This is a genomic window from Shewanella sp. YLB-07 (assembly GCF_009377275.1).
In genome coordinates this window covers 382,067-403,800 of record NZ_VOQB01000001.1, presented here as the reverse complement: position 1 = coordinate 403,800, position 21,734 = coordinate 382,067, and the positions used below count along the sequence as shown (strand labels likewise).

Here is a 21,734-nt window from a genome sequence, read left to right as displayed (position 1 = left end):
GTGTGCCTGCCTGTTTATTGAATCATTGATATTGTAATCATCCTTAGGTGGATAGCGTATCCACCTAAGGTGCTTAAGCGTTACGAACTGTCAGCCCTGTTACTTGAGCTCGATCGTCATGTTGGGCGCTGCATGCTCGGCGTCAGTTATCTGTGACTCGAACCAGCGCGCCGTGATGGTCTTAGTTTCGGTGTAGAAACGCACCGCCTGCTTGCCATAGGCATGCTGATCGCCATAGAAGCTACCCTTCCAGCCGGTGAAAGAGAAAAATGGCAATGGCACAGGAATGGGTACATTGATCCCCACCTGACCCACTTCTATCTCATGCTGATATTTACGCGCGACCGCGCCACTGGCAGTAAAGATTGAGGTTCCATTGCCATAGGGGCTGTTATTGACTATCTCGATGGCCTCTTCCAGGGTATCGGACTCCATGCAGCACAGCACTGGACCGAAGATCTCTTCTTTATAGATGGTCATCTCGGTGGTGACATTGCTAAACACAGTCGGACCCACCCAGTTACCGGATTCATAACCTGGCACGGTAAATTCAGAACCGTCGAGTAGACACGTGGCACCTTCCGCCTTACCTTGCGCGATAAGCGACAGCACTCGCGCTTTGGCTGCTGGGCTTATCAGTGGGCCATAGCCCGCCCCTTTATCATCCCACAGACCGGGTTTTACCTTGGCAATCGCTTCCTTGAGTTCTGGGATCCATTCTTTGGCCGCGCCGACAAATATCGCCACAGATAGCGCCATGCAACGTTGACCTGCCGCGCCAACCGAGGCTCCGACTAAGTTATTAATCACTTGCTGCTTATTGGCATCAGGCATGACAACGCAGTGATTCTTAGCCCCAGCAAACGCCTGTACACGCTTGAGGTTATCCGTGCCTGTCTTGTAGATATATTGACCCACGCCCACAGAGCCTACGAAAGAGATAGCCTTAACGTCTTGATGATTCAGCAGCACATCTACCGCTGTCTTATCACCATGCACTAACTGCAACACGCCCTTAGGTGCCCCGGCCTCTTCGAACAGCTCAACCAAACGCTGAGGCGTCATGGGATCTTGCTCAGAAGGCTTGAGTACGAAGGTGTTACCGCAGGCGATAGACAAGGGGAACATCCACAGCGGGATCATGGCAGGGAAATTAAACGGGGTAATACCGGCACATACGCCCAGAGGTTGACTGTAGCTATAAGTATCTATGCTTCTGGCCACATTCTCGACGGTTTCCCCCATTATCAGGGTCGCGATATTACAGGCATGTTCGGCCACTTCGATACCGCGCCAAACATCGCCTTTAGCATCATCAAAGGTCTTACCCGTCTCTTGGGCCAGAATAGTCGCCAACTCATCATGGTGCTCTTTCAGCAGATGCTGATATCTGAACATCACCCGGGCACGCTCGGAAACAGGCACTTCTTTCCAGGTTTTGAAGGCTGATTTGGCACTGGCTATGGCAGTTTCCACCTCCTGGACGGTAGCGGCATTAATCATGGCGATGGTTTCATTGTTGGCAGGGTTAGTTACCGAGATTTGTTGCTTCCCGATACCATCGATAAACTGGCCGTCGATATAATGTTTCACTTGAGTGGTCATATTGCTTCCCATTAAGACTGCTTGGAACAAGTTTGCTGTGGTTTATTATTTTTTTATCCACATAAGCCTGTTGTCTTGTTGATTGCGGCACATGAGTGACTAGTTATTTACTCACATAGTGTTTGGTATTTATTCGTATACTTCTCTGATTATTCTCTATCTTTAACTTTCATTGGTTTTTCATTACTAATAAAAAAGGCTTATCTTTTCAGATAAGCCTTATGGTCAACTTAAACTTCGATTGCCATGGCAGTGGCTTCGCCGCCACCGATACAGAGCGATGCGACACCGCGCTTGAGCCCGCGGGCCTTAAGTGCATGTATCAGAGTCACTAACAAACGCGAACCTGAACAGCCAATAGGATGGCCCAGTGCACAGGCGCCGCCATTGACATTGACCTTAGACTCATCAAGAGAGAGCTCAGAGATGGCCAACATGGTCACCATGGCAAAGGCTTCGTTGATCTCAAACAGATCCACATCATCCTTACTCCAGTTCACCTTATCGAACAGCTTGTTCATGGCGCCAACTGGCGCCGTGGTAAACAGTGATGGCTCCTGGGCATGAGTAGCATGTCCCTTGATGGTGGCGAGTATCGGCAAGCCCTGAATATTGGCCTGTTTCGCCGTCATCAACATCAGCGCCGCCGCGCCATCTGAGATTGAACTCGAGTTGGCGGCGGTTATGGTGCCGTCTTTGGCAAAAGCCGGACGCAGGGTGGGGATCTTATCGGGACGGGCATTACCCGGCTGCTCATCAGTATCGACTAAGGTATCACCACGGCGATTCGATACTGTGACAGGCGCTATCTCTTGTTTAAATGCACCGGACTCGATGGCCTTGTTGGCTTTATCTAATGAGCTCAGAGAGAAAGCGTCCATCTGTTCGCGAGTAAGCTTAAACTCATCGGCGGTGTTTTGTGCAAACGTGCCCATGGCACCGCCGGTATAGGCATCTTCCAGTCCATCTAAGAACATATGATCCATTATCTTACCGTGACCCATACGCATGCCGCCGCGGGCTTTATCGAGCAGATAAGGTGCCAGGCTCATGCTTTCCATACCACCAGCGATGACGATATCGGCACTGCCGGCCTTGATAAGATCATGGGCCAACATGACTGTCTTCATACCTGAACCACAGACCTTATTGACTGTCGTCGCGCCAACCGACAGGGGTAAACCTGCACCTAGGGTCGCTTGACGAGCCGGCGCCTGGCCTAGACCCGCAGGAAGTACACAGCCCATCAAAACCTCATCGACAGCATCGGCGGCAACGCCCGTCTGCTCAATCAGACTCTTGATGGCTGTCGCTGCCAGTTTAGGCGATGGGACGGTAGATAGGGATCCCTGAAAGCCCCCCATAGGGGTGCGCTTGGCTGCCACAATGACGATCTCTTGACTCAATTGCTCTGTACTCATTATCCACTCCGTCTTTTATCAGCTAGTTAGCGTCAGCCAAAAATAGGTGATCTAGTTCAAGTTCTATAACTAAAGAATAGCACTCTGACGTTTACGCGAACGTAAAGCAAGCGGAAATAGCAAGATAAGAAAGGAAACAGGAGAGTGATATTGTCACTCAAGATTTACACAGGCACTTGCTGTTAGTCCGATATGAGGAAATTGACGAGCTAGCTTAAATTACTAGCCCTTATACATATTGGTATTTAAGTTTGCAGCACTAGAGAGCTGCCCCTTGCTTCAATTGACACAGCCTATACTCAGACTCAGTTTTGTGACGATACTCTTCTATCAGTTGTCGTTTTTGTTCATCCTGGGTGTCTGGTGCAATTACACCTTCATTAAGCAAACTTGTTTCAATTTGTCGGACATTCATTTTTGGCTTCTTACAAGACGAGACAGTTTTCCCTCTCCCCTGACATTGACGGTACTTATCATTTTTCTGCTTGATATAGTCCCGAATTGCCCGCTCCTTTTCTGTTTGAGTCATGGAATCTGTCAGCACTCCGCTTTTAGTCAACATAGGCTCTAATGACCATATATCGACAACAGGTGAAGGCTGCTGACAAGCCTGAGTTAGCTTGGGTTGAGCCAATGCAGGCGACGCCGTAATGGCTAACAGAGATGCATTAACTAAGAATATGGCGATCAGTTTTATTGGTTTCATCATCTATCCACCTTTCACTCGATTATTTTCGACAATAAAAAAAGCGCTGAAATCAGCGCTTTTTTAAGGGCTTGGTCTATTTATAATTAACGATAAATATAAACAGAACCTACGCTTCTGTCTTTACTCTGATTGATCAAGCGAACCTTCAGGCCGTAGGTCGGAACATTACGACCCGCATCAGGAATATCAGTGCCGATATACCTTCTACGGTCATTGAACAGACGTTGACCACGAACACGGTTATCACGCAATGTTATGCCATACTGCTCTTCAAGATCTAAGAACATCTTGTCATTTCTATCTATGCTGAACGTCGCATCATGGATCTGATACTTAGTCGAAGCAGGTGCACCGTCACTCCACTTGAGTGTCTTCTGATCTGCATCGACAACCCCTAAGAAACCATCTCCAGGGTGAATACCTACCCAGTTATCTGAATACTTGTTATCAACATACCAAATGAGAAGTCCTTCTTCATAGCTCATGCTTTCACCGGCAACATTGATGTGGGCAAGGCCACTGTCTACGCCATGGTGAGTACGCCATTCAAGCAAGTAATAATGATCCGTATAGGTACTACCTGTATCAGCCATAAAACCATCGAAGCTAAATGGCTCAGAAGTCGAGTCATCGGCATTCGCTGTAACCACTGCGACACTGTCTAGTTCGACACTGAAATCATCGATATAGATACCCGCATTTGCCACACCGGGATCTGTGCTATACATGACTGTGACATCTACCACCTGACCAGCAAAGCTAGTCAGATCGAACTCAGCATCGATCCAGCCATTTGATGTACCCGTTATACCGTTGCCTAAGTTATTGTCATTTGGGTTGGTATCTGTCGTCAATGAACTAGGTATAGTCACCAGGCCAGCTTCAGTTACGATGGCCAAATAGGCATAATCCCAATCGGCCTCTATGTCATACCAGGTCTTAAACTTAGCTAGGACTGACGTTGCATCGGTCAGATCAACAGTCACATACATGCTATTCTCAAGATCATTGCCTGAACCACTGAAGTAAGCATATTCACCGCTCACCGGCGTGGTGATCAGACTCTGCTTCTGGGGAAGGTTAATGCGAATTGCATCATGGTTAGTGCCCTTGCTTGACGCTTGGTCGAGTAAGCCCTGAACGCCACTTCTCGGAATCTCATCGAAGTTAACCGTTGCGCCATGTAACCAGTTACCACCTAGAGAAGCCTGTAACTGCTCCTTGGCCCAGGCACTGAAACCTGTTGGCTCAGTACCGCCTAGACGACCCGCCCAGCTACCAGAAGACATCACAGACCACATGGAAACTGGCTCGCCTTTACCTGTGTATTGAGTATCGTACTCATCAGGCAGGCCTAGATCATGACCATATTCATGGCTAATCACACCAACGGCACTGTCGATAGGTGCGATAGTATAGTCATAGGCAACCATGGCTCCGCCCCAATAAGGAGCATCTGAGGTTGCACCAGGAATCGCCCAGACACCACCTAGATTCCAGCGATGTGCCCAGATAGCATCTTCACCTAGTTGACCACCGCCGGCTTCTTCACCCACACTGGAATGGAACACCATCACGTGATCCACTAAGCCATCGGCTTCCCAATAATCACCATCGCCATCAAGATCGTATCTATCTTCGATATCGAACTGAGAAAGATCGACACTTGGATCGGCTGAAGCCGCCGCTAACGCTTCACGAATTAAGCTACGTGCGTCGCCATCAGGATTGCCACCATAGTAAGCCGCGTTTTCTGTAGCCATATACCAACCGGCTACATCACCTGTGAGTGAATAACTTCCACCAGACTGCTTTTCATAAAATTGCGTAAATGAGTTGGCATGATGCCCGTTAGGGGCTACCCAGCCATTGGCACCGAACAAGATTTCACGATAATGATCTTGATTATAATCTTCATAATACATACCGGAATCTTCCGGCAGGATTGAGTTATGAGGGAAATCAGGGAACTCCATCAAGATGGCCAGCACACGGCCCTGACGCGTTTCACCGCTATAGTCTTCCAACATCATATTGTCAGGACGATTTCTACGCGATGAACCTAATTTACCAGGCTTCTTTCCCCTGTCCTTGCGGGCTTTCTTGCCAGATGATTTGATCTCGCTATCCATGGCGAAATTACTCGTCGCTTGGGCATCTAAGTTTGCAGCTCTCAGCGCCTCTTCCTGTTGACGAGTGTGTAGGAAACCGCGTAGCGCGACCTCGGCTTCTTTAAATGAAGCCCCTTGAGATATTTTCCCTGATTTTTTTAACATTTGAATCAGTCTTTGCTCGTCGGCAATGACCAGATCGAATGCACCTGATTGATGTGAATGTTCACGCTCTGCTGCGAGCGCATTACCTGACAATCCTGCTAGCGCTATGGCTAGTTGCAATAGTTTTTTATTCAACACGTGAATCCCCTGCGTTAACTTCCAGTTGTTGAGATAGAGTTCTGCCTCGGGATACTAGTTTTGCGCTAGTTTTTTATGAATCGAGGCAAGGTAAAAAACTCTACCTGAAGGAAGACAAGTGAGACAACAAAATAACAACATATCATTCACAAGTCGTATTCGTTCGCCCCTAGACCAATCCTTTAGTCTAGATGAGTGATTGACGAGATCGCAGAACCTGGCTGGAATGAAAATCGACGTTATTAAGCTAAGGTCTTAACAAACTGTTTCTTTTGATTTTAAAAAAATTAAGACGATGAACACGCATATAAATCAGCGTGTTTTATAGACAAGTCAGCCAGCACTTTAGACTGAGCCAAGTCGGGAAGTTATAGCCTTTACAACTAGAACAGGCTTAGGTGTAAACCTGATATTCCACAGTCCAGCGATTCAATCATGGTTGATCGCAGACAAAACAAAAGCCACCTAGGTAGCTTTTATGTTATTCAATTGATTCTTCAAAATACCCTTATAATTAGAAAGGTTACACTTCCTCCTCCCAGGGGGTGATGGCACTCATATCATCCAGATTATAGGGGGTTAACTGATATACATAATAGTTGAGCCAATTACTGACCAACAAGCTGCCATGTCCATGCCAGCGAGCGACAGGCTCCTGTTTAGGATCATTATTTCTAAAATAATTCTGTGGGGTTTCAGGCTCAAGCCCCTCGGCGAGATCCCGTAGGTACTCATCTCTAAGCGTCGCCTTCTGATACTCGGGATGACCCATCACAAACAGATTTCGGCTATTGGTACTGAGCACCATATAAGCCCCAGCCTCATCGGATTCCGTTAACACCTGCAGAGCGGGGTGGGCCTTAAGTTCATCAATATCCATCTGAGCAAACCGGGAATGTGGCGCTAAAAATTCATCATCGAAACCGCGTAACAGAGGGTAATGTTGACAGGTTCGCTGATGCAGGAAGACCCCTGAACGTTTAGACTTGAGCAGTTTTCTATTCAAGCCATACAGGTGATAGAGTGCCGCATGAGCCGCCCAACATAGAAAAAGCACAGAGGTAACATGGCGTTGAGACCAGTCGATAATTTCACGTATATGATCCCAATAGGTCACGTCTTCAAACTCGAGCTGCCCCAGAGGAGCCCCCGTGATGATCAGGCCATCGTAATTTTTATGGCTAACCGCCTCAAAATCCCGATAGAAATTATTCATATGATCGATAGAGGTATGCTTAGATTCTTTATCGTGGATCCGCAGCAAATCCACATCCACCTGTAGTGGTGTGTTCCCCAATAAGCGCAGTAACTGAGTCTCTGTCTCTATCTTATTGGGCATCAGATTCAAGATCAGCACTTTCATCGGACGAATGTCCTGATTCGCGGCTCGAGTCTCGGACATGACGAAAATGTTTTCTGACTCTAAAATACCTGCCGCGGGCAGATTATCGGGAATTTTAACCGGCATACAGCGCCTCATCCTCTATCGTTTGATTAACCAAGTAGTAGAAAAATGTGGCTAAATCAGTAATCCGGCTTAGCGACCCACTTTTTCTACCATGATAGACATAGGCACTGTTGAGCCTAAATCTATGTTGTACGCTTGAGTATTGATAAACATCAGCTTGTCATTGAGGCGAATGCTTGCTCCTATCGAGTAGGTATGACCCGCTTCAAATTGATCTCTGTTTATCAAAAAGTGAAACGGGGCAGGAGAAGTCACATCACTTCTCTCAATCTCAGCCATTACCACTGCAGGCACATCCATCAAGGACACATCTTTGACCTGGACCGTCAACACAGCATCTTGTGGCAAGGCGATGCGCTCCCTGTACCAAATCTCTCCCTGTATCTCGACAACCGCGTTGGGTGTTGCGCAGCCTACTAAAGTTGCAGCAGCCATGACCAAAGGTAAAACCAGTTTCAACCATTTTTTCATTGTATCTCTCCTAATCATACATTAAGACCTCTAGATGTCCATACGTCCATTGTAAAATGACTGGCTCAAATATTATTCTACTATGCGCTTAAAACTAAAGCAGACCACATACATTGGCATATTGTAACCATGGCCAGTTAAATTCCCACCAAGAGAGCAGGCTTCGAATTAAGCTGAATGAAATTTTCTGGTTTAGCTTTTGGCTGAGTGGGTATTGGGGAGTGTGTTTGAAGGTTTAGTCTTCATTGTAATCTATCGCCTGCAGCGTGCTTAAGTGCAGATACTTCTACGAAACGGTGAATATGGCGTAGCCATGTGCTTATGAACGAGAGGCATGGATGCCGAACTGGCCTTTAGATAGGATATCATTCAAGCACATCCCTGTGGGCTCTGCCAAATCATCTGACCGCCACGGATGGTGGAAATGCCGAAAAATGTAGGGAACATTTTTGGCCCTGTTTTGGAAGCTCGTAGCCGCATCTACACCTGGCTGTTCTACAAGAATGGGGTCTCTTCGATTTAGCTTTATTACTAGGCTTCCTAGCTCACTTCTGCCCCAAAGTTAGCGAGCCTTCGAATGAAGACTGATTACATTTTTTGTTCGATTCACTTGGCTTAATTCGTATTGGGATTTGTGATTGAAGGTCGTACCTTCAATGTAACCAAACGCCTGTCCGGCGAGGAATGTGCAGCTACTTCTGCGGCGCGCTGTGAATATATCCCTATACGCTCTGCGGCTTCATCCTTGAAGCCGAAGTCCGCAGCCGCACCTGCACTCGGTTATTTCTCTCTTCGATTGTGGTTATGGCTAGTGTTCCGTAACTCACTTATGCCCCAAAATGAGTTAGCGCTTGCACTTGGTTAAATATCTCCTCAACCTTTTTTCGATATTTATTCTCATCAGCGGGAAAGGTCATTTTATCTGTTCAGTAGTGTTTAGACTGTGATATTAGATTTTTGCAGACATCACAGAAATCACGTCTAACGGCTCACTAATTACTATTGAGCAAAAATGCAAATTAGTGTAAATTCAAAGGACTAAAATAGATTACGCATGGTTTTAGGACAAGTGGGCACACAAAGTGTGCGTTTTCATTTCGCACAAAATGTGCATTGGAGGTAATCGTAAAAACCGTTGTGAGTTAAACAATTAGCTATTCGTGTTTTTACTGGCCTAATGAAGTAACTGCGCATGCGCATTATAACAAATGTCATGTTTAAAAAACTTATATTGTAAGTATATTCGCGTGGAGTTTGAATGAAAAAGAAGTCAACTATTTTTATTTCATATAATCATCAAGATAGGGAAATTGTTGATAATATTGAAGTTTTCTTCAAAGATGTTGGAGTTGAACTGTTTAGGGATATTAGACGTTTAGAATACAAAGATTCCTTAAAGCAATATATGGACTCAGCTATTGAGAAAGATTATTTAATGGTAATCGTAAGTTCAGATTACTTTAAATCTGAAAACTGCCTTTATGAATTCAATTTATTATTTGATGAGAAGAATAAAATATTACCCATTGTTAAGGATTCTGAAACATACTCAGAAATTGTTAGCACAAAAATTGCTAAATTTTGGAATGAAAAATTCAAACAAATTGAGATGGATATTCGAAGTGTTGATGATTTGAGGATGATTAGTCAGCTAGAGGAACAAAGAATAAAGATTGAAAAAATAAAAAATAATATAATACCAATTGTCAATTTCATAAAGGATATGAATTCTAAAACATATAAAGATTTATCTGAAGAAGGTTTTAAATCATTATTAGATTTCATTAAACTACCAGAACTATACGTGGCTAAAACCCTACACGTTATTAACAATAGAGACAATGAGAGAGAAGTACTTGATCAACGTGATTTATTTGAGATAGAAAAGGTACTAAAAAGTTCATGTGATAATAAAACGATAATTGAAAATTCATTTAGAAAAGCAGTGATACTCGCGAGGTATTCACATGATAATGATGCAAAAGTTATTTATGAAAAACTATTGAATATGCAATTGTTAGATAATGAACGATATGTTACGTTGTCAAATTACGGCTTGTTACTAACAACTATATATGCTAAATCACAAGATGAAAAAACGTTAACTTATGCAAAATGTATTTATGAAAAACTTGTAAGTGAGTTCTCAAAATATAAAGATGTTAATAGTAATTACGCAAATTTCGTACTTTTTCATTATAATGACTATGGCACTGCGAAAGTATATTATGAAAAAGAATTAAAAATAAACCCAACACATGTAGAAGCATTACATGGTTATTCTGTGTTGCTTTCTATTAGATTAAACAATCCAAAACGGGCAAGGGAACTGTTAGAAAAAGCGTTATTTATTAGACCTGATGATAATAAATTACTATGTAACTATGCATTATTACTTTCTAATAACATTAGGAACAGTTTGGATGCTAAGACGGCCTCACAAGCTTACGAGAAAATTATAAAAACTGAGAAAATGGATAATCGCTTATTGTACGCAGCATACAAAAATTATGAAACATTATTGAATACTGTTATTGGAGATTCAAAATTAGCTGATGAGTGTAAAAGAAAAGCTTTTGTTTTAGAAACTCAAATTCAAGGGCTATAGCGAAAATTGAACATAAACAATTACATCAACACTATTTATTACACTCAGCGTTGTCAGTTTACCGAGTGTTTGTCATTTTAAGGCGTAATGGTTTCGGCGTTGCTCACACCTCAGTGCGGTGGTACGGCATCCCCTAGTTGCTATACTTTCCCTAACCAAAACATTATAAATTAGAGTTTTAACACTAAGCCATTTGTGTCCAAAAATATGGAAAGCATCATTATCTGATTCAAGTTTTGAGCTGATTTTCTCTGAGTTGTAGGGCGACGGTAAAGCATGTCATTCAGAATTGTCCCAAAATGTGTTGGTAGCAACAACTAGGCGATCCAGAACCAGTCAAACATAGCCTGACTTTTTCTAATCGATTTTGACCGTTTTACTCACCGCCCAAAGACTGATTGCCCTATAGCTCGTCGGAGAAAAAAGTAGTATAACTGAGGTTGTTGGGATTCAAAGCGCAGTAAAAGTATGACTAATAGTGTAAACAGTCGATTCCGTAGTTGTCCTGTTTGTAAAGCAGCAATAGGTTCGTAAGCCTAAAAATGGGCATCAAAGGCGTAAGGCTTCTAAGAGGTGGTAGAAAGAATGAGATATTCCGATCATCAACTGAGTTTGCTTAAAAGTCATTGTGAGGAGCTGCTAGTTTTTTGCCAAGATAATACTCGTTGTAGTCTAGATGATACGGATCATCTTGGTTTTATGTCGCAATGTTTTTTGAGTAAACAAAACGATCATATGTCTGCAATATTGAGGTTGCTTCCACACCCTGATGTACAACTAATTTCAAGAACAATGATTGAAGGATTAGTTCAGCTATTATGGTGTTTTAAGGAGCCTGAACAGGCTTTTAAATGGAGGGGGTATGCTTGGATAAATGATTGGCGAGTTGCTCGTGATATGATCAATAACGGAAGGGATGTAGACCCTGAGTATGCTAGCCGTATCGAAAAATTTATTATCGAGAATGGCAATAATTTCAAGTTAAATAAATTCAAAGACAAGCCTATTCCTGAAAATGAAGATCCTTTTCATAAAAATTGGCGGTGTGGTAAATCTTTGAAGGCTATTTCCAAAGATGTTGGTGGAGTTGATCTATACGCTGAACTTTACTCGCCATATTCTGATTGGCAGCATTGGGGGGTAGCTTCAATCGGGCAAATGATAGAAAGAGATGGTAATGGGATTATTTATCGAGATAGTGTAAATTCTATGCTTTGTTCTCCTCTCGCAGTCGCTTTTCAATGCCTATACCAAGTCATGGAACGGAACAATTCACATCACGAACTTGGTATAAAAAATGACCTTGAGAATCTAAAAAATGAATATATTTCTATGCTTCAAGCCTAACAAACGGCTGCATTTCATTCCTGCTTTGGCCTACAGACTAACTTCGATCGCCGATGAGCCGAGTGTTAACGCATCTCTAATTACAATACTTTATCTAACCAAAAGCTCAAGAGTTAGAGCCTAAACACTAACTCATTTTTGTCCATTTATGACTTAGAGTGATCGCTCTAAGTCATTTCTGCCCCATTGTGCGTTAGATTAAATACTCATTCATATCCTGTTGATGTGTATTTTCCCTACTAAGAGTTATCCTATCGGACTTCGTAAAGCACTCTCTCATCATATTAAACAGGCTGAATTATATCAACTTAGCTTCCCTTTCCATCTAAGTTTCGTTAGGGCGGTACCAGATAATATACATTTCATCGTCTTAGAAGTACTATGTTCAAATATTTGAACTGTAGGTGATTTTCATTAATGGAACTAAACAATCTACCTGAGCTAATAGCTATCGTATCCTCGCCTCTTGTCGCCGTGCTGGTAACTTTGTGGCTAAATAAAAAGCATCAGGTTAGACAAGATCGTCTAGATATCTTCAAGACGTTGATGATGACTAGGGAAAACAATGCAAACATGGATTACGTTAAATCTGTAAATAGCATTGATGTAGTATTCTATGATCGCAGTAAGGTTCGAGAAGCGTGGAGAAATCTATATGATGCATACCATATGTCGCCGCCAGATCTTCATAAAGTTCAAAATAGCCATACAAAATTGTTGGAAGTGATGGCGAATGAACTTGGCTACAAAGATCAAATTACGTGGGAGCATATCACGTCTTCTTATTCTCCAAAATGGTTAAACAACGCGCGTGAAAACGAAGCCAAAGCTAAAGAGTTGCATTTGAGACTCCTCGAAACAACATTGCAACAGCAAGTTAAGGCTAAAGACGAACTGCAATCCTAACTGATCTGCTCCATCAATATTGAACAGTGAGTGAAGCAACTTTCCATGCAAGGTTATTTGCTGATTATTAATTTAGGAAAGTGACTGACATATTACTGCTCTTTTACGTGTTAACAGGATAAGTAAATTCATCATAGATCAGCCAATATGGTCTTACACTTTCTAATCAACTTTGCCATTTGACTTGATGCCTATAGATGCCTATAGATGCCTAAAGACTAGGTACGTATATAATTAAATACCTATTAAATACTCATTTTTTTCATTATGTAAAACATGTAAATTCTCAACGAACTAAACTGTTCACCATAAGAGACTGAAAATAAAGTTTATTTTTTCGCTAATAGAGTTTAACGAGCCCCTAGAATTTTAAATTATCTAAATTCTAGTTTTCCCATTCCACATTCAATTGCCTGACGATGGATTTAGTGGTAAGTTACTAAAATCACTATGAATAAATATCGATTTGACGACTAATCAACCTTAGTGTTGCTAGAGTGTTTATCGGGATTTTCGCTAATACGCGGTTATGCACAAGGAAAGACATTTGAGCATCGAGGAGTTTAAACAAGTTCATCCTTGGCCTGACCAAAGCGAGGTCAGTGCTCTTTTTCGTTTTATGCCGATATGCTCAGAAAATACTGAGTTTCTAGAGCACCTTTTCATTGAAAATAAGTTATATCATTCTTTGACTAGTGGGTTTAATGATCCATTTGAAGGTAAGCCTCACTTCACGATGGATAATTCAAAAAACAACGCTAGGGCAATAAGGGAACACCTTAAGAAAGTTGCTCGGAATAATGGAATGAGTAGGAAAAATGCGGAAACTTTGATAAGTAACTCTATGAAAGACCCAAACTTCATTCCTACTTCAATCGCATCTGCCACTGCGAAGATATTTAACGAATTAAGAATTTGCAGTTTTACCACTAATAAAAAAAACTTACTGTTTTGGTCTCATTATGCTAACTCACATAAAGGAATTTGTGTTGAGTTTGATGCCACCATAATGCCGATTGCGTTTGCATATAAGGTTGAGTATAGCAATGACTATCCTCAGATTACCTTTCCTTTACCTCCAGATGAAAGAGCATTCAAGCCAGTATTAGTTAAAGCAAAAGCTTGGGAGTATGAAGATGAATACAGGACCATGTTCGTACCAAGTGCAATGAGATTACCTAATGATGGGGAGTCACTATTGCTGCATTCTAGTACAATAACGGATGTATACCTAGGCTCAGAAATTAGTAATATAGATAAACAAGCAGTGTTAGAAATAATTTTAAAGAGTAATTTCAATCCAAGAATTTGGCAGGCTAACTTATCTAGCAATTCCTTCGATTTAGAGTTCATACAATTAAAGAAGCGTCCGCTGTCGAACTTGTAGAGTCGCGTCCAGTGTGAATGCATCAGAGGAATTTGAAATTACCATGGCGTTTCACAGGGTTTAATCTCATGCGATTAAATATCAAGCACTTTTACCCTTTGACCTAAGGTACTGCATCGTTATAGGCACACTCTATATTGTTGGCAACGTATTGATAGAAACCATGAGTTGCCAGCTTAATTTGAGTTTTTTGTGTTCGCCAATACCTTTTAACACTATTTTTCTTTTGAAGATGACGATGACGATGACGATTTGAATGATACCTTGGGATTCCCTAGATATGGGGGTTATATGCCAACTGGAGTGCATAGCATGGAGATAACAAAACCTTTACCGCCTAAAGATAATGACTTTGAAGCTTTAAAAGCTGGTCTAACTAAATATAATGAATCTTTTACTGGGGCCGTACATAGAGAGACAGTTTCGTCTTTTGTGAAAAATGATTCTGGTGTCATTGTTGGAGGTATTCTGGGAGAAATAAACTGGAATTGGATGTACATTCAAGGGCTTTGGGTTGATGAAAGTATTCGTAAAGACGGTTGGGGAGCAAAACTTTTATCGGAAATGGAAAAATATTCTTTATCAAAAAATACGACCAATATTCGCCTCGAAACAACTACTTTTCAAGCTTTAGGGTTTTACGTTAAAGCAGGCTATTCAGTTTTTGGTGAGTTATCTAATATGCCTCAAGGACACACAAGTTATTTTTTACAAAAACAACTGAGCTTATAACAAGCCCATGTTACGGCCTGTCCTATTGCCATACTTTCCCTAATATCAAAAATCATTTTAAGAGCTTTAACTTTAACCCATTTCTGTCCAGGAACAAGTTTGGCCACTTGTAATCACAGTATAAGCCGTCCCCGTTAAAAATAGTTATCAATAAGGATTATTATCAGTAAAACTAAACTTGCTCACTATTGTGTATTGTTTTTAGTATCTGTGGTTTCTTGCTCAAACTGGAGGGCTAGGCTGGCCCTATGTTGATCGAGTCTATCAAGGCTTGCTTGGTAGCTGTCAAATGAGGGCATTCCTGAACAGAGAGTAATTTTCCCTATGGGATTGAAGATATACTGACTAATGGTATCAATCGATAGGCTGATTTGGCAGTCTTCCTGGGGCTTTGAGCCCAAGAGAATCACTGCGTAGCGGTTGGCTGTATCTTGGTGGGAGCATCAGAAACTCGACGGCCTGTATTGCTATGTCTGTGTTGCTATCGACGACTTGAGTGGCCTCAGTTATCTTAGTGAAGTAATGCCACTCACCCAATTTGGCATTGTTTAGCGATAACACTTGAGGTGACATGGGCAGTTGCCAGATTTCAGGTATAGCGACGGCCTCTTGTTCTAGCGCTAACTGATTAATAATTATTTCGCCAAGTTTCATATTTACCGACATAGCGCCAGCGCTGGCCACCTTACTGCTCAATATATGAGTGTTTACAGATAACCTTTGCCAAAACATCATATCTTGCTCGATAGCTTGAGCGGTCAAGCTCGGCGCTGTGCTATTTCTATTTTGATAAACATCGAGAAGATAGAGTTTCTGTGCGGCTAGCAGGCTTCGAAATGGCAGGGAATTGATAAAGGCGTTGTAATGGGTGCTGTCTTGCCAGTTACTAATATCGAGTAGCTGTTGATACCGTTCGATTAGCCATAGGTTTTCAATTAAAAGCGCTTTAAGCTGGCTTTACAAGCCATCAAAAAATCATCTTCGCTCAGGCAGTTTTCTAGTGGCAATTTAGGTGGCTCATAGCTTGCAGTTTGCAGTTTGCTTAGCATTAGCTTTTTCCATAACGGTTAGGCTTTGCAGTTGTTGCAGACGCTTTAGCCCTTCTGTTATCGGAGAGTCCTCCTTGGGCACATCAAATCCCAATGCAAAAACATAAGCATTGTTATTGAGGTTGTTGAGGATGGAAGTAAAAGCAAAACGCTTGAGGCTAAAAGATAATTTGCAACTTGTTAGCTGACAATATACCTCTCGCTTCACAGCGATAAGTCATTAGCCTTGTCCTCCTACTGATATCTTCCTATCATGGGCTACCCAAATTAAGTCGAATAGCCTAATGACCAAAGCAACTGCCATTATCGTGGGGGCGAACTCCCTTCTGAGCCGTGAAATTGCCAAACAACTTGCGAGTCAAGGTGTTGAACTTGCCCTACTGGCACAAGACCCGGATTCACTGCAAGAGTTTGTCGACTCGCTTCCTACTCAGACACATGTCTTCCCACTCGAAATCACTGCACCGCAGAAGATCATCGCCACTCTCGAACAAGTCTGGGAAAAGCTAGGCGGCGCGCATTTAGTCATAGTGAATACCGGCTTAAACAGTTATGACCCACAGCTCCCTTGGCTGCCTGAGCAAGATATCATCACAGTCAATGTTCAGGGCTACGCGGCTATCTGCAACACAGCATTTAAGCTATTTAGAGATCAAGGCTATGGCCAACTCGCGGCAATCAATTCCATTGCCGGCCTACGTGGTGGCCCGAGTGTGGCTTATCATGCTTCTAAAGCCTTCGCCAGCAACTACTTAGATGGCTTAAGTATGCATGCCCAAAGACTAAAATTACCAATTACTATTACAGATATTCAGCTAGGTTTACTCGATAAGGCCGCGATGCAGCAGAGCCGTTTATGGTTATCCCCACCCGATGAGGTGGCTAGGCAAATCATTAAAGCAATGCAAAAGGCGAAACGTAAGGTCTATGTGACTAAGCGTTGGCTTCTGGTGGCCTGGTTGACTAAGCTATTGCCTGAATTTATCTACAATACGCGTCACTGGCGTACTAAAGCGGAGCGCCTCGCGGCCAAAGCCGAAGGCAAGAAATAAGTCGATAACTGCTCTCGTAATAAGCAGTGAAAGCAAAACAACAAAGGAGCCAATTGGCTCCTTTGTTTTGATTTACGAAGCAGGTTTTACTAAACTTGCTTTACGAATCTTTTTTACGAAACGAGTTTAGAAGGTATAACCTACGCTGACCATATAAACCCAAGGGTCGATATCGGTTTCGATAGTCGTCGGCGAACCGCCAAGATTGAACTTCACGTCGGTACTGATTTGTGCGTACCAGACAGAGGCATTCACTAGCCAGTTCTTATTCACTTGATAGTCGATGCCAACCTGAGCTGCTAGCCCCCACGAACTGCTCATACTCAGATCCGATAACGCCCCACCCAGATCATTGGTGAATTCATTGTCGTAGAAGTTAGTGAAGTTAACTCCGCCGCCTATGTAAGGACGTAACTTGGACTCAGCATTCCCAAAATAGTATTGGACTACTAAGGTAGGCGGTAGCTGCTTAGTTTCGGCTATCTTACCTTCACCAGGCAGAGAAATATCGTGACTGAATGGTGTCGCCGCTAACAACTCAATGCCTATGTTATCGGTCAACATATAGCCGAAGTTAAGCCCTAATTGAGTATTACTGCTCACGCCGAATTCACCGAAGTCCGCTACCTGCTCACTAGAATCGTTCGGTGCGACAACGGCAACACCGGCACGAATGATAATGTCACCAGCTTGATGAGCCGAAACAGAAGCTGTAAAACCTGTAGCCAGTAGGGCGGCCGCGATTAATCCGGAAATGATATTTTTTTTCATCATACTACTCCATTAATACAAGACTAATTGTCGTTTTTATTATCATGCTTATTACATTTGTCGGCATCCTGCCAGATCTAAACCTGTAACAAGTTGATCCAAATCAATAAGCAAGCTAGATACCTACTTATAAGTACCCCAAGGTGACATGCATCACACTTTAATAACAAACATTGAAGATGCACCTTATAATTTAATGACTTAGATCTCACTGCTAACAAAGTCCTAGTGTATTCACTAGGACGTAGTAAAAATTAGGCTACAGACAGAAAAAGTGAAGGTTAACCAAAAGAAACACAGTGGGAGGGATCAGGCTAATTGTAGTTTAGGGTATCGAGTTAACCAGGCTTTCTGGTCTTTTCTTACATTGAATAGTGACAGCTCACGCTTAGGATTATGGGTGAGCTTTAAGTCGAACAGGCTTTCAAATCCAAAAGGTGCAACAAAATCGAAGCGATGATCTTGTCGCGATACATGAATACCAATCGCCGTCTCACATTCTGGCCAGAATGACATGGCATGTTCACAGCTAGTGTAAGGTGCATCACAGTTTCGAATATGCATTCTCGCTTGATTCTTAACCGACCAGGGCAGATGAGGCGCCCATGACTCTAGCTGCTTTTCATAGGCTTTCTCTCGACTCTCACTGAGATCATCCGCATCGAAGTAGATGAGGTCGATATCATTAAGAAGATGGCTCGACGCCCCATGTAACCTATCCCATACCAGATCGCGCACAAACCCAGCAGCTAATAACCATTGAGGCAGATTGAGCTTAATTGCAAACTCTATGGCTTCCATCCTGACTGAATCCTGTTGCAGCCATTGCTCGATCTCATATTGCCTTGTCGACCTTGAATTCACTTTTTGTCCAAGTTAAGAAACTGATGATAAATACTAATCTATACCCGATATGAAACCTAGAAGACTGGGCTATAGTTTGACAGTAAAAGGCGCTATGCCATCCCAAACAAAGGATTGCTCCAGATTGCCATTACGCAAAATATCAACAGTAAACGCTTTCTCCTGTCGGTGAACCTCAATATCGAAGGGCCCGTTAAAAGCGTATATTTTCCGTAATGCCATTTTATCCCAATGCTCAGGCAGACGCGGGGCGAGCAGAAACTCATTGAATCCCATAGGCTCTATGCCGAATAAACCTTCAACAACCACCCTGGCATATAGACCACTTTCTGCCGATAAGTGACGTTGCTCTCCCTCAGGCCAAGCCTCTACAGCATAAGGAACGTGTTCCCCAGTCAATCGCTTGTAACTGTAGTGCTCGAAGTAGGGCCAAACCCGCTCAAGTTCACCGACTTTCATTAAGGCTCTAAATCCATACAGGGTAGAACGGTCCCAGAATGTCTTATCACCTTCTTCAGTCAGCAAGCCATCTATCGTCCATAATTTGTCAGACAATAATGCATCGATCGTCCCCTGCTTATTCGCATCGAAACCGAAGGCTAATGGCAATGCAATCCAGGCCCTGAGCTTATTGTTGCCCTCAAAATATCGGTAAGTCTGATAGCCGCTGATTTCAGCTGAAAAATATTTGATAATTGCAGATTTTAACTGCTTGGCTTCTTCCAACAGGCCCTCAGAAGATTCACCTAACGCAGATTTGAGTCGAGCGGCTCGTATTAGACCGCCATAAGCCAAGACATTGGTGCTTAAATTTGCATTACCAGCTGGAAAGCGCCCCTCAAGCTCATCGCTATCACTGGCGATCACCCCACTCTCTATTCGCTGTCGACGGTTATATTCAAGACACCAATCGATGAGGGGCATTAACTGCTTAGCCGCTGTGGCATCGCCTAGGGATAGCGAAAAATCACTGGCCCCATAGGCAATCATGGCGCAATCTCCACGATCACCAGCCCCGTTCCAAAAACCTTTCCCTTCGGCGATGATAGAAGATGGCAATGGCTTATAATCTGAATTCATGTAACGAGCAAACCAGCTAAAACTATTTAAGGCCGACTCAACGCCTCGCTTATCGCCTAAGTAAGGGAAGAATGGATTCACATACTCGGCTTGATCATTAGCCCAAATGGCGGCGTAATAACGCGTACCACCTGGGCCGTGAGCTAAACCGCCTCGAGTGGAAAAAATTGATTCTGTGGCTCTGAATTTTGCAAACTCAAACATCTGGTTAATCTTGGGATCTGGAGTCTCAAGTTTAAGTGCGCTGCGCCAAGCTTCTACTTGTAGTGCTCTTTGCTCAAGTGCTCGTGCAGGTTCGATATAGATCATTTCATCGGCTAACTTGGCACTGTATACAATAAAGTGCTCCACAATGTCTCCGGCAGAAAGCCGCCTATTTAGCTCATCTGCATCAACAGATATCTGGTAGCTGCCATATTCACCTTGACTCGCTAAAGTGGTCTCCAATTCTCTCAATGGGGTTAATCGCAAACCCAGAACATCTGAACCTTGGTTTTCAAACTGCCAACGCTCAATCAATGCGGGTTCACTTGGGTGAACAGAAATGGTTCGGGTTAACTTGAGGTCTGTGCTCAGCATCTGTACTAAGGTCAACTGGCCATCAAACATCACATCCTTGAGGCCGCCGTGTGTGACTCGCTCCTCATCGATATAAATATCGGGTGCGACTTGGCTTGAAAAATTGCGAATCAAACTGGCATGGGTATCGTTTGGCAGCGTGCGCAACATGGGCCAGACTAAGGTTTTTTCGAGCACCAAGTTGCCATCTGTTCCCAAGCCATAATCAATAACCGCGGAGACTTGCAATCCACTCATCTCTAGCTGATCTTGATGTGGTGAATTCACAGACCAGTGAATGCCGTTATCAGTAAGCTGCCAAAATTGATTAAACGTCGCTATCTTTGCCGGGATCTGTACCTCTTCGACCTTAGCTATTTTGGCATCGTTAGTGGATATATCCTTCTCATCAGTGCAGCCAGCAATCAAGAACAGTATTATCCCGGAGACAAGCAGTAACAATGCCTGGATATCCTGATGAGTGGCCTTGGACTTTCCCCCACATAAGAGACCAGTCTGGCTATTCGGTTCATTGCAGTTAGACCGCTCAGAGCTGTTATTTAGCTCAAGGCTATTGTCTGGCTCAGGGCTGCTCATTAGTTCGAAATTTTTAATAATTTGATGGCTACCAATAAATCGCACAAGACACTCCATGTGAAAAGGTTAACACCAGCTTATTGCATACAATATTCACAATCAAGTAACATTGCTTGAAAATAGCTAATCTAAATAATTACCCTCATCATCTAACTTCCCATCTAACGTCCCAAATGTCAGCCACAAAAAAGGGGCCTTAAGCCCCCTTTAATTCAATGATGTATTAATGAACTAAGTTAACTACCTAACCGCCTTCATCAATACTTCCGTAGTGTATTTACCATTGCTAATAATTGGGAATCTATCATAAGTCTGAAAAATAACCTGATTTTGATACAGGATCATAGCAACGACCCCGTAGTTTATATTTTCTTCTACCGTTTCAGCCGGTAAAATAAATTTAAACGGCACCGGCGCTCTGGCAATATCGAAACTTTTCTGCGCTACTATTGCACCAGGAGTGTCCATATCTATGATGGCGATGGTGATCTTGCTCCCCTGGGGCAGATTAATCTTCTCCAAATATCCAGCAGCACCATTAATGATAATCGGCGGCTCTGCCTCTACTGTCACGCAGGCCGAAAGCGATAGGACACAAACCAATAATATTATGGTTCTTTTCAACATTACCAACATTATAAAACCCTTATTTCAACAAACGGCCCAATTGAGCCATCAATATTTCCCTGTCTCGC

General features: G+C 43.0%; 17 protein-coding genes. 6 read left to right on the top strand and 11 right to left on the bottom strand.

Going from position 1 to position 21,734, the window contains the following annotated elements; genetic code table 11:
- Positions 1-99 precede the first annotated feature (99 nt).
- The 6 genes from FS373_RS01595 to FS373_RS01570 form a co-directional block, all read right to left on the bottom strand.
- Positions 100-1,605, bottom strand: coding sequence for a CoA-acylating methylmalonate-semialdehyde dehydrogenase (locus tag FS373_RS01595; RefSeq protein WP_144047403.1), 1,506 nt, complete (start codon positions 1,603-1,605; stop codon positions 100-102).
- 230 nt (positions 1,606-1,835) lie between these two features.
- Entirely contained in the window at positions 1,836-3,026 is a 1,191-nt protein-coding gene (locus tag FS373_RS01590) for a thiolase family protein (RefSeq protein WP_144047404.1), read from the bottom strand.
- 259 nt (positions 3,027-3,285) lie between these two features.
- Positions 3,286-3,735, bottom strand: coding sequence for a hypothetical protein (locus FS373_RS01585; RefSeq protein WP_144047405.1), 450 nt, complete (start codon positions 3,733-3,735; stop codon positions 3,286-3,288).
- 83 nt (positions 3,736-3,818) lie between these two features.
- Complete coding sequence (locus FS373_RS01580; protein WP_322619450.1) at positions 3,819-6,149, bottom strand: immune inhibitor A domain-containing protein; 2,331 nt, start codon at positions 6,147-6,149, stop codon at positions 3,819-3,821.
- A gap of 523 nt (positions 6,150-6,672) precedes the next feature.
- Positions 6,673-7,617, bottom strand: a complete 945-nt coding sequence (metA, locus tag FS373_RS01575) for a homoserine O-acetyltransferase MetA (protein WP_152828904.1) — start codon at positions 7,615-7,617, stop codon at positions 6,673-6,675.
- A 69-nt stretch (positions 7,618-7,686) separates the two neighbouring features.
- The gene (locus tag FS373_RS01570; protein ID WP_144047408.1) at positions 7,687-8,088 is read right to left on the bottom strand and encodes a YbaY family lipoprotein; all 402 of its coding nucleotides are present in this window, start codon (positions 8,086-8,088) and stop codon (positions 7,687-7,689) included.
- A gap of 1,258 nt (positions 8,089-9,346) precedes the next feature.
- On the opposite strand from FS373_RS01570, the gene FS373_RS01565 reads away from it, so the two are divergent.
- From FS373_RS01565 to FS373_RS01545, 5 genes are all read left to right on the top strand, one after another.
- Positions 9,347-10,696, top strand: coding sequence for a toll/interleukin-1 receptor domain-containing protein (locus FS373_RS01565; protein ID WP_152828903.1), 1,350 nt, complete (start codon positions 9,347-9,349; stop codon positions 10,694-10,696).
- Positions 10,697-11,281: 585 nt separating this feature from the next.
- Positions 11,282-12,043, top strand: a complete 762-nt coding sequence (locus FS373_RS01560) for a DUF5677 domain-containing protein (protein WP_152828902.1) — start codon at positions 11,282-11,284, stop codon at positions 12,041-12,043.
- Positions 12,044-12,460: 417 nt separating this feature from the next.
- A complete protein-coding gene (locus FS373_RS01555) occupies positions 12,461-12,949 on the top strand; it encodes a DUF6680 family protein (RefSeq protein ID WP_152828901.1) in 489 nt (162 codons plus the stop codon).
- A 547-nt stretch (positions 12,950-13,496) separates the two neighbouring features.
- Positions 13,497-14,336 (top strand): DUF2971 domain-containing protein, encoded by an 840-nt coding sequence (locus tag FS373_RS01550; protein WP_194165805.1) that lies wholly within the window; start codon positions 13,497-13,499, stop codon positions 14,334-14,336.
- Between the two features lie 312 nt (positions 14,337-14,648).
- Positions 14,649-15,068 carry a GNAT family N-acetyltransferase gene (locus FS373_RS01545; RefSeq protein ID WP_152828899.1) on the top strand — a complete coding sequence of 140 codons (420 nt, stop codon included), beginning with the start codon at positions 14,649-14,651 and terminating at the stop codon, positions 15,066-15,068.
- Positions 15,069-15,422: 354 nt separating this feature from the next.
- Here the strand turns inward: FS373_RS01545 and FS373_RS01540 are convergent, their stop codons facing one another.
- Positions 15,423-15,830, bottom strand: a complete 408-nt coding sequence (locus FS373_RS01540) for a hypothetical protein (protein ID WP_152828898.1) — start codon at positions 15,828-15,830, stop codon at positions 15,423-15,425.
- A gap of 571 nt (positions 15,831-16,401) precedes the next feature.
- On the opposite strand from FS373_RS01540, the gene FS373_RS01535 reads away from it, so the two are divergent.
- A complete protein-coding gene (locus FS373_RS01535; protein WP_152828897.1) occupies positions 16,402-17,169 on the top strand; it encodes an SDR family NAD(P)-dependent oxidoreductase in 768 nt (255 codons plus the stop codon).
- A 126-nt stretch (positions 17,170-17,295) separates the two neighbouring features.
- Here the strand turns inward: FS373_RS01535 and ompW are convergent, their stop codons facing one another.
- The 4 genes from ompW to FS373_RS01515 all read right to left on the bottom strand — a co-directional run bounded on the left by ompW (position 17,296) and on the right by FS373_RS01515 (position 21,675).
- The gene (gene ompW, locus FS373_RS01530) at positions 17,296-17,940 is read right to left on the bottom strand and encodes an outer membrane protein OmpW (protein WP_144049054.1); all 645 of its coding nucleotides are present in this window, start codon (positions 17,938-17,940) and stop codon (positions 17,296-17,298) included.
- Between the two features lie 309 nt (positions 17,941-18,249).
- A complete protein-coding gene (locus tag FS373_RS01525; RefSeq protein WP_322619449.1) occupies positions 18,250-18,804 on the bottom strand; it encodes a nucleotidyltransferase family protein in 555 nt (184 codons plus the stop codon).
- Between the two features lie 69 nt (positions 18,805-18,873).
- Entirely contained in the window at positions 18,874-21,084 is a 2,211-nt protein-coding gene (locus tag FS373_RS01520; RefSeq protein ID WP_144047414.1) for a hypothetical protein, read from the bottom strand.
- A gap of 195 nt (positions 21,085-21,279) precedes the next feature.
- Complete coding sequence (locus FS373_RS01515; protein WP_144047415.1) at positions 21,280-21,675, bottom strand: YbaY family lipoprotein; 396 nt, start codon at positions 21,673-21,675, stop codon at positions 21,280-21,282.
- Between the last annotated feature and the right edge of the window lie 59 nt (positions 21,676-21,734).